Origin of the sequence: Paenibacillus terreus (assembly GCF_042138595.1) — a bacterium.
Lineage (GTDB): Bacteria > Bacillota > Bacilli > Paenibacillales > Paenibacillaceae > Paenibacillus > Paenibacillus terreus.
Genome location: NZ_JBHIRX010000012.1, coordinates 169,607 through 184,474, shown reverse-complemented (window position 1 = coordinate 184,474; position 14,868 = coordinate 169,607). Strand labels below are relative to the sequence as shown.

General features: G+C 50.4%; 11 protein-coding genes. All 11 read right to left on the bottom strand.

From position 1 onward, the window contains the following. Positions 1–114: 114 nt before the first annotated feature. A complete protein-coding gene (locus ACE5KN_RS20710) occupies positions 115–2,064 on the bottom strand; it encodes a stage V sporulation protein D (protein ID WP_375526898.1) in 1,950 nt (649 codons plus the stop codon). 103 nt (positions 2,065–2,167) lie between these two features. Next, positions 2,168–4,459 (bottom strand): penicillin-binding protein, encoded by a 2,292-nt coding sequence (locus ACE5KN_RS20705; protein ID WP_375526897.1) that lies wholly within the window; start codon positions 4,457–4,459, stop codon positions 2,168–2,170. 51 nt (positions 4,460–4,510) lie between these two features. Next, positions 4,511–4,918, bottom strand: coding sequence for a hypothetical protein (locus ACE5KN_RS20700; protein WP_375526896.1), 408 nt, complete (start codon positions 4,916–4,918; stop codon positions 4,511–4,513). A gap of 28 nt (positions 4,919–4,946) precedes the next feature. Then, on the bottom strand, positions 4,947–5,897 hold the full coding sequence (gene rsmH, locus ACE5KN_RS20695; RefSeq protein ID WP_375526895.1) for a 16S rRNA (cytosine(1402)-N(4))-methyltransferase RsmH: 951 nt from the start codon (positions 5,895–5,897) through the stop codon (positions 4,947–4,949). A 17-nt stretch (positions 5,898–5,914) separates the two neighbouring features. Beyond that, entirely contained in the window at positions 5,915–6,352 is a 438-nt protein-coding gene (gene mraZ, locus ACE5KN_RS20690; protein ID WP_355322807.1) for a division/cell wall cluster transcriptional repressor MraZ, read from the bottom strand. A 214-nt stretch (positions 6,353–6,566) separates the two neighbouring features. Next, a complete protein-coding gene (locus tag ACE5KN_RS20685; RefSeq protein WP_375526894.1) occupies positions 6,567–7,832 on the bottom strand; it encodes an adenosylhomocysteinase in 1,266 nt (421 codons plus the stop codon). A gap of 394 nt (positions 7,833–8,226) precedes the next feature. Beyond that, complete coding sequence (bshC, locus tag ACE5KN_RS20680) at positions 8,227–9,858, bottom strand: bacillithiol biosynthesis cysteine-adding enzyme BshC (protein ID WP_375526893.1); 1,632 nt, start codon at positions 9,856–9,858, stop codon at positions 8,227–8,229. Between the two features lie 162 nt (positions 9,859–10,020). Next, complete coding sequence (locus ACE5KN_RS20675; protein WP_375526901.1) at positions 10,021–10,962, bottom strand: ABC transporter ATP-binding protein; 942 nt, start codon at positions 10,960–10,962, stop codon at positions 10,021–10,023. Between the two features lie 8 nt (positions 10,963–10,970). Beyond that, on the bottom strand, positions 10,971–11,912 hold the full coding sequence (locus tag ACE5KN_RS20670) for an ABC transporter permease (RefSeq protein ID WP_375526892.1): 942 nt from the start codon (positions 11,910–11,912) through the stop codon (positions 10,971–10,973). A 3-nt stretch (positions 11,913–11,915) separates the two neighbouring features. Continuing rightward, positions 11,916–12,848, bottom strand: a complete 933-nt coding sequence (locus ACE5KN_RS20665; protein ID WP_355322689.1) for an ABC transporter permease — start codon at positions 12,846–12,848, stop codon at positions 11,916–11,918. A 196-nt stretch (positions 12,849–13,044) separates the two neighbouring features. Next, the gene (locus tag ACE5KN_RS20660; RefSeq protein ID WP_375526891.1) at positions 13,045–14,742 is read right to left on the bottom strand and encodes a peptide ABC transporter substrate-binding protein; all 1,698 of its coding nucleotides are present in this window, start codon (positions 14,740–14,742) and stop codon (positions 13,045–13,047) included. Positions 14,743–14,868: the final 126 nt, after the last annotated feature.

Sequence of the window (14,868 nt, the reverse complement as noted above, 5' to 3'; positions counted from 1 at the left end):
TGAATTCAAGATTCGATGTCGAGTCCGCTTCCTGACTTCCTTCGTGATCAAAAGATGACTTTTTGAACTACCTCTTTTAACATTATGAACCTTGAACCCTGTTCCGAAACCGGATCAGCTGCCCGTTTCAGGCTTTTCTTCCTTCGGAGCGTCACCCATATAAATTCTTATGGCCGAGCCGCGCTCCAGCCGGGCGCCCGGTTTGGGGGCCTGACTGATGACTGTGCTGCCGGAACCGGATTTGACCAGCGTAAAGTTCATATTCAGATCTTCATATAAATCCTGTACGGAAGCGCCGACCAAATCAGGTACGGTCTCTATCCGCGTTTCACCGTATTTGTACTTCTTCGGCAGTTGATTGTCGCGCGGCGGCACCTTCATGGCGATCAGGGCATCCTGCAAAATGTTCTGCACAATGGGAGCCGCCACCACGCCGCCGAACTGAATTCCCTTCGGATTGTCAACGGCCGTATAAACAACGATCTGCGGATCATCCGCAGGCGCGAAGCCTATAAATGATACGATATGCTCCGTTGAGGAGTAGCGGCCGTTGACAACCTTCTGCGCCGTACCCGTCTTGCCGCCAACACGGTAGCCCTCGATAAAAGCGGGACGCCCTGTGCCCTTGGCAACCACACTCTCCAGCGCCTCGCGGACCTGCCGTGACGTTTCCTCGGAAATGACCCTTCGCACAAGCTGCGGCTCTTTTGTCTCCAGCACCTTTCCGGTTTCCGGCTGAATCCACGCCTTGGCGACGTAAGGCTTATACAGATATCCGCCGTTGATGGCGGCAGAGACGGCGGTCACCTGCTGAATGGGCGTAACTGACACCCCCTGCCCGAAGGCCGTGGTTGCCAATTCAACCGGTCCGACCTGGGAGGGCTTGAACAGGATGCCATTTTCCTCCCCGCTCAAATCAATTCCCGTCTTGCTGCCAAAGCCGAAATTACGGATATACTCGAACAGCTTATCCTTGCCCAGGCGCTGGCCGAGCAGAACGAACCCCGGGTTGCAGGAATTCTCCACGACCTCCAGGAACGTCTGGCTGCCGTGTCCGCCTTTTTTCCAGCACCGCAGTCTGGCCCCGCCTACTTCGACATATCCGGGATCAAAAAAACGTTCATTTTTCAGATTCACCTTCTTCTCTTCCAGGGCGGACGCCAGGGTAATGATTTTGAACGTGGACCCCGGCTCATAGGTCATCCAGATGGGCAGATTGCGGTTATAGATTTCGGAGGCATACTGCTGGTACAGAGCCGGCTCAAAAGTGGGCCTGCTGGCCATGGCCAGCACTTCACCGGTTTTGGGATTCATGGCAATAGCCAGGGCAGAATTGGCCTGAAACTTCGCCATCGCCTGATCGAGTTCCCTCTCCATAATGGACTGGACCGATTTATCGATCGTCAGCTGCAGATTCAGCCCGTCCTTCGGCTCGATATACTTTTCCGCAGACCCCGGCATAAGCCTTCCACCGGCATCCGAGAGGTAGGCGATGCTGCCGTCCATTCCTTTCAAAAGGTCGTCATGTCTCTTTTCTACACCCGTAAGCCCCTGGTTGTCTATCCCTGTAAAGCCGAGAATATGCGCGGCCAGATCGCCAAAAGGATAATAGCGGCGGTTATCTTCAGTAACAACGATACCCGGAAGCTCCAAATCACGAATTTGCTGTGCTTTCTCCATCGTAATTTTTCGGCCGCCGGGCTTGATTATTTGGCTTGATGTTCTTTTGGTGATCAGCTTATATATCTCTTCTTCGCTCATTCCCAATACGGAGGCCAGCTTTTCCGCCGTCTTCTCAGGCTCCTTGATCTGAACAGGGATGGCGATAACGGTCGGTGTCGTTACATTATAAGTCAAGGCCACTCCCTGCCTGTCAAGAATTTCTCCCCTTTTGGCCGCAAATGTAATATTGCGCCGCCAGGAATCCTCCGCCCGGGCGGAAAGCTCCGCTCCCTGCCCAAGCTGTACATAAGCCAACCTTACCACAAGTGCGGCAAAAAGCACGAACAGCCCTGCAAGCGCCCATAACAGCCGTTTGCGCAGCGTTACATTGGTAAGCTTCAACTTGCTCCCTCCCTGCGTATCCGATAAGTCATGCATGTCTTTCTTTCATGACTATTCAGTTACGGCAGGGGATAGAACAAGCTCTCAGTTCACAGGCCCCTCTTCAGGGGAGAGACGGTTCCTCTGCGGTTTCATCGGTTGAGACCTGCTCTTCCTCCGTAGTCCCGTCTTTCTGCTCTGTGCCGTCTGTCTCGTCCCCTGTATTGGCAGACGCTTCCGCGTCTTCCTCACTTGAGCCTGGCACGACCCCCGTTACCGTCTCCTTCGCAGGCTGCAGCTGCAGATAGACGACCCGCTTGTCCCCTTCCTTCTGTACCTTCTGGCTGTAGACGTAACCCTCGCCTTCAATCTTGACGCCAACCTTCAGCAGATTGAGCAGCTCCAGACTGTCGCGCAGTGATAATCCCTTTAAATCAGGAATATTCATCGTGGCGGAGTCCTCGGTGATGAGATACATGCGCTGCCCTGGCATCATCGGAGAATTGGCCGCCGGGTACGTGCTCACGATCTTGGAGCCTTTTCCGATGGTGACATAGGCTGTGCCGCGCTCAAGCAATGCATTTTGCGCGTCTTTCTTGCTTTTGCCTGTCAAATTGGGGGCGCTGGTTGTTTTGGACACCGGAGCGGATTTTTTGCCCTTGTCCGCAGTCTCTCCCGTCTTGGGCACCCCCAGGTACTGCAGGGATTGGGACATGATATCCTTGAACACAGGTCCCGCTACAGAGCCGCCGCCGGCATTGGCTACTCTCGGTTCATCGATGACGACCAGCAAGGCAATTTTAGGATCGTTAACGGGGGCATAACCGATAAAGGATACAATATCTTTGTTTTTGGCATATTCCCCGTTGACAACCTTTCTGGCTGTACCTGTCTTGCCTGCGACCCGGTAACCGTCAATGTATGCATAACGCCCTGTTCCGATCTCCTGGTCGGCGACAACCTGCTCCAGGTACCCTCCGACCTCCTTGGCCGATTCGGCGGAAATGACCTGACGGATCTCTTTGGGCTTGATGGTCTGGGTCTCGCCTGTATCCGGATCTATGATCTCCTTCACCAGATGCGGCTCCATCAGTTTGCCGCCGTTGGCAATGGCCGAGATGGCGGTAATCTGCTGGATCGGCGTGACCTGTACCAGACCGTGGCCATAAGCGGCTGTCGCGATTTCCGAAGCGTATTTGAGCTCACGGATCGGTGAAGGCACCTCTGCCGGCAGATCGATCCCTGTCTTCGTACCAAAGCCGAACTTGTCGATATAATAGCGCAGCTTCTCGCCGCCAAGCATACGATAGCCCAGGTTAACAAAAGCTATGTTACTCGATTTCTTGACGCCGGTCAGATAAGTAATGGAACCGTAAGAATGCCCGTTATCGCTAATGGGGTATCCTCCGATATAGGTCGTCTTGGATTCAAAAAAAGCATTCGGATTGAACATTTTTTCTTCCACCGCACCTGCTAGGGTGACGATCTTAAACGTCGAGCCTGGCTCATAAATCGATTGAACAGCATGGTTGACAAAGCTGCTCGCTTCCGCTTTATTGTACGTATTCGGATCGAAATTCGGCATGCTTGCCATGCCGAGAATGTCCATCGTCTTCGGGTCGGCGGCAATAACGGTCATGCTGACCGGATTGTACTTCTGCACCGCCTTCTTCATGGCATCTTCGATATAATACTGAATGGTATCATCAATTGTCAGCTTGAGATTTTTACCATTCTTGGCCGGCTTATAGATTTCCTCGCTTCCTGGCAAGCTGACGCCCTTGCGGTCCCGCTGATACAAGAGCTGTCCATCCACGCCAGTCAGCTGTTTGTCGTAATAAGCTTCAAGCCCCTGTACGGCTTTTCCATCCTTGTTCACATATCCGATGACGTGGGACGCCATCGTATTTTCCGGATAAAAACGTTTGGTCTCCTTTACCGTAAACACCGCGTCGGTCACCTTGTATTTTTCCTTCATCTCGTCATCGAAGGCATCGATTTTTTTGGCAAGCTCAGGTTCAATCTTATAACCCTCGGGACGCAGCTCCCGGTATGCCCTGTATGCTCCTTCATATTTGCTTCTCATATTCTCGCGAAGCTTGTCCTCGGACATACCAAGCAATTCATGCAAACGGCCGACCATCTCATTCTCCAGCTTGTACTCCTGGATCATCTTCGGGTTTATGACGACCGTATAGGCCGGAGCATCCTCGGCAAGCACATTGCCATTGCGGTCGATGATCGCGCCCCGTACCGCAGGGAGAACCTGATTTTTCCGGATCAACCCATCAACGTCTTCTTGCCAAGAGGCTCCGTTGACGACCTGAATCAGAAAAATCCGGAACAGCAAAACAAGAAAAAAGAGGGTTATACATCCCCCTATGAGCAGAGTGCGCAATTTAATTTTTTTTACCATATTTCATACCTCTCCCAACCACAAGGCTCGGTATTATAATACCTGCGACAATCAGTTCCCCGATCCGTCAGCAGCCGCATTGCTGGAAGTCGTTCCTGTATAGACACGAATCGGCTCCTTGGTCGGTTCTTTGTAACCCTGTTCTTTGGCTGTAGTTACGATCTGATTTTCCAGCCGTGCCTTCTGCACCTTCAATTCCGCAATGCTGGTCTTCAGTTCAGAAACTGCGATTTCCTTGCTATGGATGGAGGCGCTTAGTTGATAAATCTGGGCATAACGCCCCGCCAGCATCACAAGAACGGCAATAAAAGCGACAACGGTCGTCAAATAGAGGAGTTTTTCCCGGGTAGGCAGTTCCTTGCGGCGGGTTACAACCTTGGTGGTTTCACGGTATCGCCGCTGCGGAGCCTTTTGCTGGGCTTTTTCTTTTACTGCAAGGTTGCCGCGTGTATAGGCCATATCCTCTCTCCTTCCCAATAGAAAAAAATTAAAGTTTTTCCGCCACCCGCAGCTTGGCTGAACGGGAGCGGGGATTCTGAGCCAGTTCCTCTTCACTTGCCGTGACCGGCTTGCGGTTGACCAGTCTCAGCACTCCCTTGCCTCCGCACACACACATCGGAAAGTCCGGCGGACATGTGCATTTCTCCAGATAGGACGCAAAAATTTGCTTACAAATCCGGTCCTCCAGCGAGTGAAAGGTAATCACCGATACCCGGCCTCCCGGCGCAAGACAGCGGACAGCCTGATGCAGCACATCTTCCAATGCTCCAAGCTCGTCGTTAACGGCGATGCGCAAGGCCTGAAAGCTTCGCTTGGCGGGATGTCCTCCGGTCCTGCGCGCCGCTGCGGGGATTCCCTCCTTGATGATCTCGACCAGCTCACCTGTCGTTTCAATAGGTTTGGCCTGCCGCCGTTCAACCATGATTTTGGCGATTCTGCGGGAAAACTTCTCTTCTCCGTATTGATAGAGAATGCGCGCAATCTCGGATTCCGGCCACTTGTTGACGATATCCCTCGCTGTCAAAGGCCCGTCCTGATCCATGCGCATATCGAGCGGTGCGTCATAGTTGTAGCTGAAGCCTCTTCCCCCTTCGTCGAACTGTGGGGAAGATACCCCAAGGTCGAACAGGATACCGTCAACCTGTGGCACCCCGCTCTTCATAGGGACCTCCAGCTCCGACAGTCTGGCCTCCAGCTCGCGAAAATTGGATTTCACCAATGTAACTTTGCCGTCGTATTCGGACAGCCTGTCCTTCGCATTGTCCAGCGCCCAATCATCCTGGTCGAAGGCGATCAGCCTTCCCTGCGGCCCCAGCCGTGATGCGATGACAGAGCTGTGGCCGGCGCCGCCAAGCGTGCAGTCCACATACACCCCGTCCTGCCTGATGTTAAGTGCATCCGTAGCTTCTTCTTTGAGTACGGTGATATGGTGAAACAAGCTCAGCCCTCCAGACCTTACAAATCAAAATTGAAATCAACCAGCTTCTCGGCAATGTCGTTAAATGTTTCTTCCGATTGGTTAAAGTATTGTTCCCAGGTGTCCTTGCTCCAAATCTCCACCCTGCTGGATACGCCCAGTACTACACAGTCTTTATCCAGCTTGGCGTAGTCGCGCAGATTGGCCGGTAAATTTACCCTGCCCTGTTTATCCAATTCACATTCGGTCGCCCCTGAGAAAAAAAACCTCGAAAAAGCACGGGCGTCCGCTTTCATCATGGGCAATGCCTTGAGCTTCTGCTCCATCAACGCCCATTCCTCCATAGGATAAACAAAGAGACACTGGTCGAGACCGCGGGTAACAACGAATGAGGCACCAAGAGCTTCGCGGAATTTGGAAGGAATCGTAAGCCTCCCCTTATCGTCCATGCTATGTTGAAATTCGCCCATGAACATGTCCGTCCTCAACTCCTTGCCCCAATCTCCCACTTTGCCCCACTTTCCACCACCTAAGCATAATAGATTCGCCTAAAAAAATCAAAACCCTCTTTTTGTATACAGTTAAAATTTAAAATTTTAGATACACAAAAAAATAGGCAAAAAAAGAGAGCACCCAAAGCCATTCGGCCGGGAGCCCCAACTTGTTCAAATTTATAGAAAAAAGGTTCTATCAAGCATTCCAGCTATCCAGATACTTAACCTGCTCTTCCGTTAAGGTATCAATGGCGATGCCCAGGCTTTCCAGCTTGAACCGCGCCACCTGCTCGTCAATTTCGTAAGGAACGTTCACTACAGATTTGGACAGCTCGTTATAGCGTTCATTCACATAACGAAGCCCCAGCGCCTGCAGCGCAAAGGTGGTATCCATGATTTCCGCAGGGTGACCGTCTGCTGCCGCAAGATTGACGAGACGCCCTTCAGCGATCAGGTACATTTTCCGCCCGTCCTTGAACCGGTATTCTTCGATATTGCGGCGGACGGTACGAATAGAGGCGGAACGCTCCGCTAGCGCCGGTTTGCTGACCTCAACATCGAAGTGACCTGCATTACTGAGCACGGCTCCGTCCTTCATAACATCAAAATGCTCGCCATGGATAACGGCTTTATTGCCCGTTACAGTGATGAAGAAGTCGCCCAGCTTGGCCGCTTCCACCATCGGCATGACATGGAAGCCGTCCATATGCGCCTCCACCGCCTTGATGGCATCTACTTCAGTCACGATTACATTGGCGCCAAGGCCTTTGGCACGCATCGCCACCCCTTTACCGCACCAGCCGTAGCCCACGACTACCACTGTCTTGCCGGCAATGACAAGATTCGTCGTGCGGATAATGCCGTCGAATGCCGACTGCCCGGTACCGTAACGATTATCGAACAAATATTTGCAATAAGCGTCATTCACCGCCACCATCGGGAATTTCAGCTTTCCTTCTTTCTCAAGCGCTTTAAGCCGGATGATGCCTGTGGTCGTCTCCTCCGCTCCTCCGCGGATCGTGGCAGCCAGATCAGGGCGTTCCGATTGGAGCAGGGTTACCAGGTCGCCGCCGTCATCAATGATGAGGTCCGGCTTCGTTTCAAGCGCCTTGATTTGCAGCGCCTTGAATTCTTCCGGGTCAGGATTGTATTTGGCAAAAACAGTAATACCGTCCTCAACAAGGGCCGCACAGACATCGTCCTGCGTCGACAGCGGGTTGCTGCCCGTAATCGTCACTTCCGCGCCACCTGCCTGCACGACTTTGGCCAAATAAGCCGTTTTGGCTTCCAGGTGCAGACAGATTGTCACCTTAAGTCCGGCAAATGGACGCTCAGCCTCAAACTGTTCACGAATCCGGTTCAGCACCGGCATATGAGCTTCAACCCAATCAATTTTCAAGTGACCTTCTTCAGCCAGTTTAATGTCTGTAATTATACTTCTTTGCAGTGCAACAGAGCTCATCCTGCAACCTCCCATTCATCATATTTTTTAGATTTCAGAAAGTATAAACTTCCTTGAGTATGCATCCTCAAATCGCAAGAAAAACTTCCGCTAAACGCGATCTGGCTTCTTTGAATATACATCGATGGACGTTTTACTTATAGTGCGTGGACAAAAAGTCAGGTTTTCAGCACCGAAGCGTATGCTTCCGAAGTGCGTTTTTTCAAAACGATTGAGTTGAATGAAGCTAGGGACTGAGGAGCGGAGCGTACGTGGAGTACGTGAGCACCTGAAATGTTTCCGCAGGAAACATGCTTCGTAAGCATCCACTTGGGCCCGGCTGAATTCAAGATTCGATGTCGAGCCCGCTTCCTGACTTCCTTCGTGATCAAAAGATGACTTTTTGAACAACCTCTTACAGGTAAATAGTCCTATGCAGATGCTCCCGGTCCAACGGAAGACTCATCATCTCATGCACAAGACCGTCCCCATAGCGGGACGTATATTGATAGATACTGTACACTCTCTCCTGCGGACGTCCCAGAGGGAGCAGGGAAATTCCAATCAGATCCCACTGGCGCAGCACAGTCTCATGCTTGCGGGCTAGCGCATCGCGGACCCTTTCTTCCATAAAGTCAATCTGTTCCGCAATCCTATCACGGTTCTTCTCGCCAAGCCGGATAAGACCTTTTTCAATCTGTCCCGCCCGCTCGATTACAGGCGTATACAGACGGAACAGCTCCTGTCTGAAGGCCGCAAATTCCTCTTCCAAATGGAGCGGATCCTGGGCTTTCAGCCATTTGTCTTTCAGCGGCTCCAGCCCTTCCATAATATTCTGAAAGTTGAGCCCGAATGCTTCCATATGCTTGCGCACATTCGGTTCCACCAGCGTGAAGGACATTCTCGGCAGCAGAACAGGCATCTCCAACCCCAGCACTTCAAACGCCCTCCGCGTAATAGCCCAATAAGAAATCTCACCATGCCCCAATACGGTAGCCAGGACAGGCAGCAAACTATCCTGCATCAGAGGCCGGGTAAGCACATTGTTGCTGAACCGTTCGGGATGCTGCTCCAGCTCGGCAAGCAGCTCTTCCTTGGAAAAGCGGACATACCCCCTGCGATCCCCGTACATTCCATTTTGCTTATAGAGCAGCAGGCGCTCGCCTTTGAATATGTAAAAAAGATTTGCGCCCCCTTCAGTAACCTCGGCCTGCAGCTGATATCCCGCTTCCTCGATCTGCTCTGCTGCAGCCTGATAAGCGGCCCCAAGCTCCTCATTGCTCTCAATCATCCGGCGGAATACAGGCGCTTCCAGCTTGCGCAGCTCCGGATCGGCGGAATCCAGCAGCACCAAGCCGTATCTGCCGAAAAACCGGCCGAGCATTTTGGCAAATGCGTCGCTTAAATGCGTAGACTCCATAAACGCCGTTCGGATCTGCTGCAAAACTTCAGCTTTGAATTCCGCATCAGGCAGCAGCCGTTCCAGCTCCAGCAGCGCTTCCTCCTTATGTGCAGGACTTAAGGGGATATAGCTGACAGAATTGCGGCGCTCCGGCTGATGGCGGAGTCTGACCTTCACCGCATCAGGTTCCCCGGTCATGACGTAAGTATGATTCACCTCATCCCAGTCATGATCCTCGCCGGCGATCCAGAATACCGGCACAACCGGCCGTCCCAGCCGCTGCTCCGCTTCCTGGGCAGCTTTGATAATCGTTGCCGCTTTATAAATGACCAGCAGCTGGCCGGTGAACAACCCGCTCTGCTGCCCCCCTGTAATAACCAGCGCGTCAGGTTGGGACAACCGGTTCAGGGATTCCATCACTTGAACATGGGCGTTATGCTCTTCGTTATATATACGGAGACATCGAACAAGCGCCTGGCGGTCAATCCGCCGAGTCTCCATCTCATCAAGACGCTTCGCACGGGTCTTGTAATCTTCAGCTTGCCGGAAATGGTATCCATACAGTTCAAGCACCCTGCCGGTACCCTTTACATAATCTTCCGCCAAAGCCGAGCCGGCGCGAAGGGTCTCAGGAATAATATTCATGAGTAAGCCTCCTATTCTGTGCTTAAAACCTTATATGATTGTACCCAATCCGCCCTCATTTCGTCAAAGAAATCAATTTGAGAAAAAGTCTGTGCCTGCCTCGAAACGTAAAGATACCGCCGTACAATCCGGCGGTATCATCATATTCCTCAATTTTATATATTAAGCATAAGGTTTGGCAACAAAATGCCCCTTCGAAACCTCAACAAGCTCCGAATCTTCCAGATTAAAGGCACTCTTCTTATCGCCGTCTCCATTATTGGAGTGGATTGGTCCTGCCTGTTCATTCGGCATCACAATCCGCTTCTTGTTCGCTTCCACTTCCGGATCCGGAATGGGAATAGCGGACAGCAGCATTTGTGTGTAAGGATGGACAGGGTTGGCGTAAAGCTCCTCGCTTTCTGCCAGCTCGACCATTCTGCCCATATACATTACCGCTACACGGTCGCTGATATGCTTAACCATGGAAAGGTCATGCGCGATGAACAAATAGGTCAGTCCGAGACGTTCCTGCAGCTCTTTCAGCAGGTTGACCACCTGAGCCTGAATGGATACGTCAAGCGCCGAAATAGGTTCGTCACAGATGATAAATTTGGGATTTACAGCGAGGGCACGGGCAATGCCGATCCGCTGGCGCTGTCCGCCTGAAAATTCATGCGGGTAACGTGTTGCATGATCCGGATTCAAACCTACCAGATCCAGCAGCTCTTCAATCCGCTTTTTGCGTTCAGCGCGGCTGCCAGCCATTCCGTGGATATCCAGCGCCTCGCCAATAATGTCCGACACGGTAAAGCGAGGGTTCAAGGAAGCGTATGGATCCTGGAAGATCATCTGCATATCACGGCGCATCGCTTTCATTTTACCGGGTGACAGCTTGTAAATATCCGTTCCGTTAAATTTCACGCTGCCGGCCGTAGGCTCGTAAAGACGCAAAATGGTACGGCCAGCCGTAGATTTACCGCAACCGGATTCGCCTACCATGCCGAGCGTTTCGCCTTCACGGATGCCAAAGTTAAGGTTATCCACCGCCTTGAGAACTCGGTTTTTGCCTACATTAAAATATTTCTTTAGTCCTTCAACTTCTATTAAATTGCTCACGATGATCTCACCTCCTATTTCTTCAGCTTCGGATCAAGGGCATCGCGCAGGCCGTCGCCGAACAGGTTGAACGCCAGCATGATCAGGGCAAGCAATCCTGCCGGGAACAGCATACGCCAAGGGTACAGATTCCAGCCCGTCAAAGCGGATTCAATCATGGAACCGAGCGATGCTTCCGGAGCAGGTACGCCCAGACCGAGGAAGCTCAGAAACGCCTCGGCAAAGATGGCGTTTGGCACGGACAGCGTCAGGGTTACGATAATAGGTCCAACCGCATTCGGCAGCAGGTGGCGGAAAATCAACCGTCCAGAACCTGCACCCATGGAGCGGGAAGCAAGCACAAATTCACGGTTCTTCAGCTGCATCATTTCCCCGCGCACAATCCAGGACATGTTAATCCAGCCGGTTACACACAGCGCGACGATGATCGTCAGGATACTCGGTTCCATAACAACCAGCAGCAGGATTGTAACCAGCAGATAAGGAATGGAATAGAGTATTTCGGAGAACTTGTTCATAATTTCATCAACACGGCCGCCGAAATACCCCATAATTCCGCCGTAAATCATCCCGATCAAGAGGTCGATCAGTGCCGCAGCCAGACCGATAATGAGGGAGATACGCGCTCCCATCCAGGTACGCACCCACATATCGCGGCCGAGGTCATCCGTTCCAAACCAATGCTCGGCTGAAGGCGCTTTGTTCGTGTTCATCAGGTTATTGGTATAAAAATCATACGGCAGCAAATGAGGGCCGATAATCGACATAAGAACGATCAATACCAGTACGAACAGACTTGTCATAGCCAGCTTGTTCTGGCAAAGACGCAGCCAGGCATCACGCCAAGCGGATAAACTTTCACGCTGAATGACTTCAGATTGCTTCTGGTCCAGTCCAACTTTCCGGAAATCTTCAGGCTTGAGCTGAAGATTCAGTTCGCTTTCTTTAACAGACAACGGTTAGCCCTCCTTTCCGCCGGTCAGTTTAATACGGGGATCAATAAATACGTAAGCGACATCCGTAATAAAACGAGCCAACATCAATAATATGCCATAGAAAATCGTCACACCCATAATCATCGTATAATCACGGGTAGTAATACTTTCAACCAGTACTTTACCGATCCCGCCGATACCAAAAATACGTTCGATGACGATGGAGCCTGTCACGATGTTCGCCGTCATAGGCCCGACATAAGTAACGACAGGCAGGATGGCGTTGCGGATCACGTGTTTGAACATGATCGTGAAGGAATTCAAACCTTTGGCCTTCGCTGTTTTGATATAATCGGCATGAAGCACTTCAAGCATGCTTGAGCGTGTCAGTCTTGCAATAAAAGCAATCGGCTGGGCGGAAAGCGCAGCAACAGGGAGAACATAATCCATCGGGCCGTTAAAGCCCATAACATGAAACCAGCCCAGCTTCAGTCCGAAGAAATACTGGATCAGCGAAGCGAGCACAAAGCTCGGTACAGCTATACCCAATACGGCGAGCACCATCGCGACATTGTCGATCAGCTTTCTGTGGTACATCGCTGCCAGCATCCCCAACAGTATCCCTAAAATAATGGATACGACAATCGCGACAATGCCAAGCTTCAGGGAAACCATAAACGTTTGACTGATAATATCAGTGACGTCTTGGTTCAGTTTTTTCATGGAAATGCCAAAATCACCTGTCGCAATATCACCCAAGTAAATCAAATACTGTGTAAAGACAGGTTTATCAAGTCCATATTGTTCCATCAAACGGGCCTGAATCTCCGGCGATGTCGCTTTCTCGCTCATGAAGGGGTTGCCAGGGATTGCTTTCATGAGGAAAAAGGTCGCCGAGATCAAAATAAATAATGAAATAAGCATAAATACAAACTTATTGATCAAATAACGCGCCATTACCCGTCTACACCCCCCATAACATTTTTGACATAATTCGATTTTATCGGAATTAGAATTGGCATGTCCATTCTAGTTATTTTCATCGTTAGAAGAAACTGTAACCTTCCGAAGTACACAAAAAAATCGGGATATATATGGATGAACCACATATATATCCCGAGGGAACTATAAAACTTCAATACAAAAGCAACAGTTATTCAGTCTTGTAAGCTCTTGTAAAGTCAATGGCCCCGCTAAAATCAATTGAAATACCTTTCACGTTTGGTTTCGTCAAAGAAACGTTAGTGTAATAGTAGATTGGTGCGAATACCTGATCATCCTGAATAAGGATTTTTTCTGCTTTAGCGTAAATTTCATTACGTGCTTTAGCATCAGTTGTTGCTTTAGCTTGCTTGATCAAAGCATCGTACTCAGGATTGGAATAACCGGAATCGTTATTGCCGCTGTTTGTTGTGAACAATTCCAGGAAGTTGATCGGATCGTTGAAGTCCGCAGTCCAGCCCGCACGAGCGATCTGGTAGTTCAGTTGTCTGCGGTTATCAAGGAACACGCCCCACTCCTGATTTTGCGTTTGTACATCAACGCCAAGGTTTCGTTTCCACATATCCGCTATAGCAAGAGCGATCTTCTGATGCGCTTCACTGGAGTTGTAGATCAGTGTAACTGGCGGAAGCGTTGTAACTCCTTCCTCTGCCATGCCTTCCTGAAGTAGCTTCTTCGCTTCCGTCAAATCTTCAGTAAAGTAGGAAGTATCCTTAATTTCGTTGCGGAATTCATCACTCTCACCTTTGATGCCAGGCGGGATGAATCCATATGCAGGGAGCTGTCCACCCAGTGTAACGTTGTCAACCAGCGGTTGACGCTCGATCGCCATAGCAAACGCTTTGCGAACTTTCACGTTGTTGAATGGTTTCTCTTTTGTGTTAAACAAGTAGTAATACGTGCTCGCGATACCTTTAACATGGAACTCATTTGGCAGTTGCTGTTTAACAGCCGGAATTTGATCTGTTGGAATCTCGCCTGTTGGATGGCCAGCGAAATCCAGCTGTCCGCTTTGATAGGAGCTCAGCTCAGTTGCGCCGCTATTTACAAGAGACATATGAATTTTGCTCAGCTTGATGCTGTCTTTGTCCCAGTAGTTTTCGTTTTTAGATACTTCGATGGTTTGGCCTTTGGTCCAATCCGTCAAAGTAAAAGGTCCGTTTGTGATCATTGTATCTTTGTTGACAGCCCATTTATCATTGTCTTTCACAGAGCTGTGAACCGGATAATAAGTATAGAAAGAAGTCAGACCCAGGAAGTACGGTGTTGGATTTTCCAGCTTAACTTCCAGCGTGTGGTCGTCGACAGCTTTCACGCCTACGTCTTTGAAATCTGTAACCTTAGGACCTTTGTAGTCCTTGGTGCCAGTCAGGTTGTATGCTTCAGCATTTTTGATATTGTACAATTGGTAAGCATATGGAGGAGCAGGTGCGGTAGAAGGATCAAGCACACGCTGCCATGCGAACACAAAGTCGTTAGCAGTTACAGGATCGCCATTGCTCCATTTCGCGTTATCGCGAAGCTTGAATGTATAGGTAAGCCCGTCTTCGGAAATTTCCCATGATTCTGCTACGCCTGGCTGTTCTTTGCCGTCTTCACCCATTCTTGTGAGGCCTTCATACATCGTCTTCAGCACGGTGTTGGTCTGGCTGTCTTGCGCTTGTGCCGGATCAAATGTCGGCGGTTCGGACATCAGGTTAATGTTCAGTACCTGATCTGCGGCTGCAGCCGGTTCATTTGTAGTAGTTCCTTCAGGGCTCTGTGCACTGTTGTTATTGCCGCAGGCTGCAAGCAGTGAGCCGAGCGCCAGTACAAGAGTCAAAAGGATCAAGGAGCTCTTCCTTTTCATCTAGCGTATCCCCCTAAATTAAATGTGGTATATATGTTTATAGATTATACAACCAGCGGTCAAAAAAATCTACATTACATTCTTTTAATTTCAGGATTTTTTTAAAAAAAATCAATGTTTTTATCC

Coding starts and splice junctions, on each gene's coding strand:
- ACE5KN_RS20685 (WP_375526894.1), bottom strand. CDS start 7,832: ATGAGCTCTGTTGCACTGCAAAGAAGTATAATTACAGACATTAAACTG.
- bshC (WP_375526893.1), bottom strand. CDS start 9,858: ATGAATATTATTCCTGAGACCCTTCGCGCCGGCTCGGCTTTGGCGGAA.
- ACE5KN_RS20660 (WP_375526891.1), bottom strand. CDS start 14,742: ATGAAAAGGAAGAGCTCCTTGATCCTTTTGACTCTTGTACTGGCGCTC.
- mraZ (WP_355322807.1), bottom strand. CDS start 6,352: ATGTTCATGGGCGAATTTCAACATAGCATGGACGATAAGGGGAGGCTT.
- ACE5KN_RS20700 (WP_375526896.1), bottom strand. CDS start 4,918: ATGGCCTATACACGCGGCAACCTTGCAGTAAAAGAAAAAGCCCAGCAA.
- ACE5KN_RS20665 (WP_355322689.1), bottom strand. CDS start 12,848: ATGGCGCGTTATTTGATCAATAAGTTTGTATTTATGCTTATTTCATTA.
- ACE5KN_RS20705 (WP_375526897.1), bottom strand. CDS start 4,459: ATGGTAAAAAAAATTAAATTGCGCACTCTGCTCATAGGGGGATGTATA.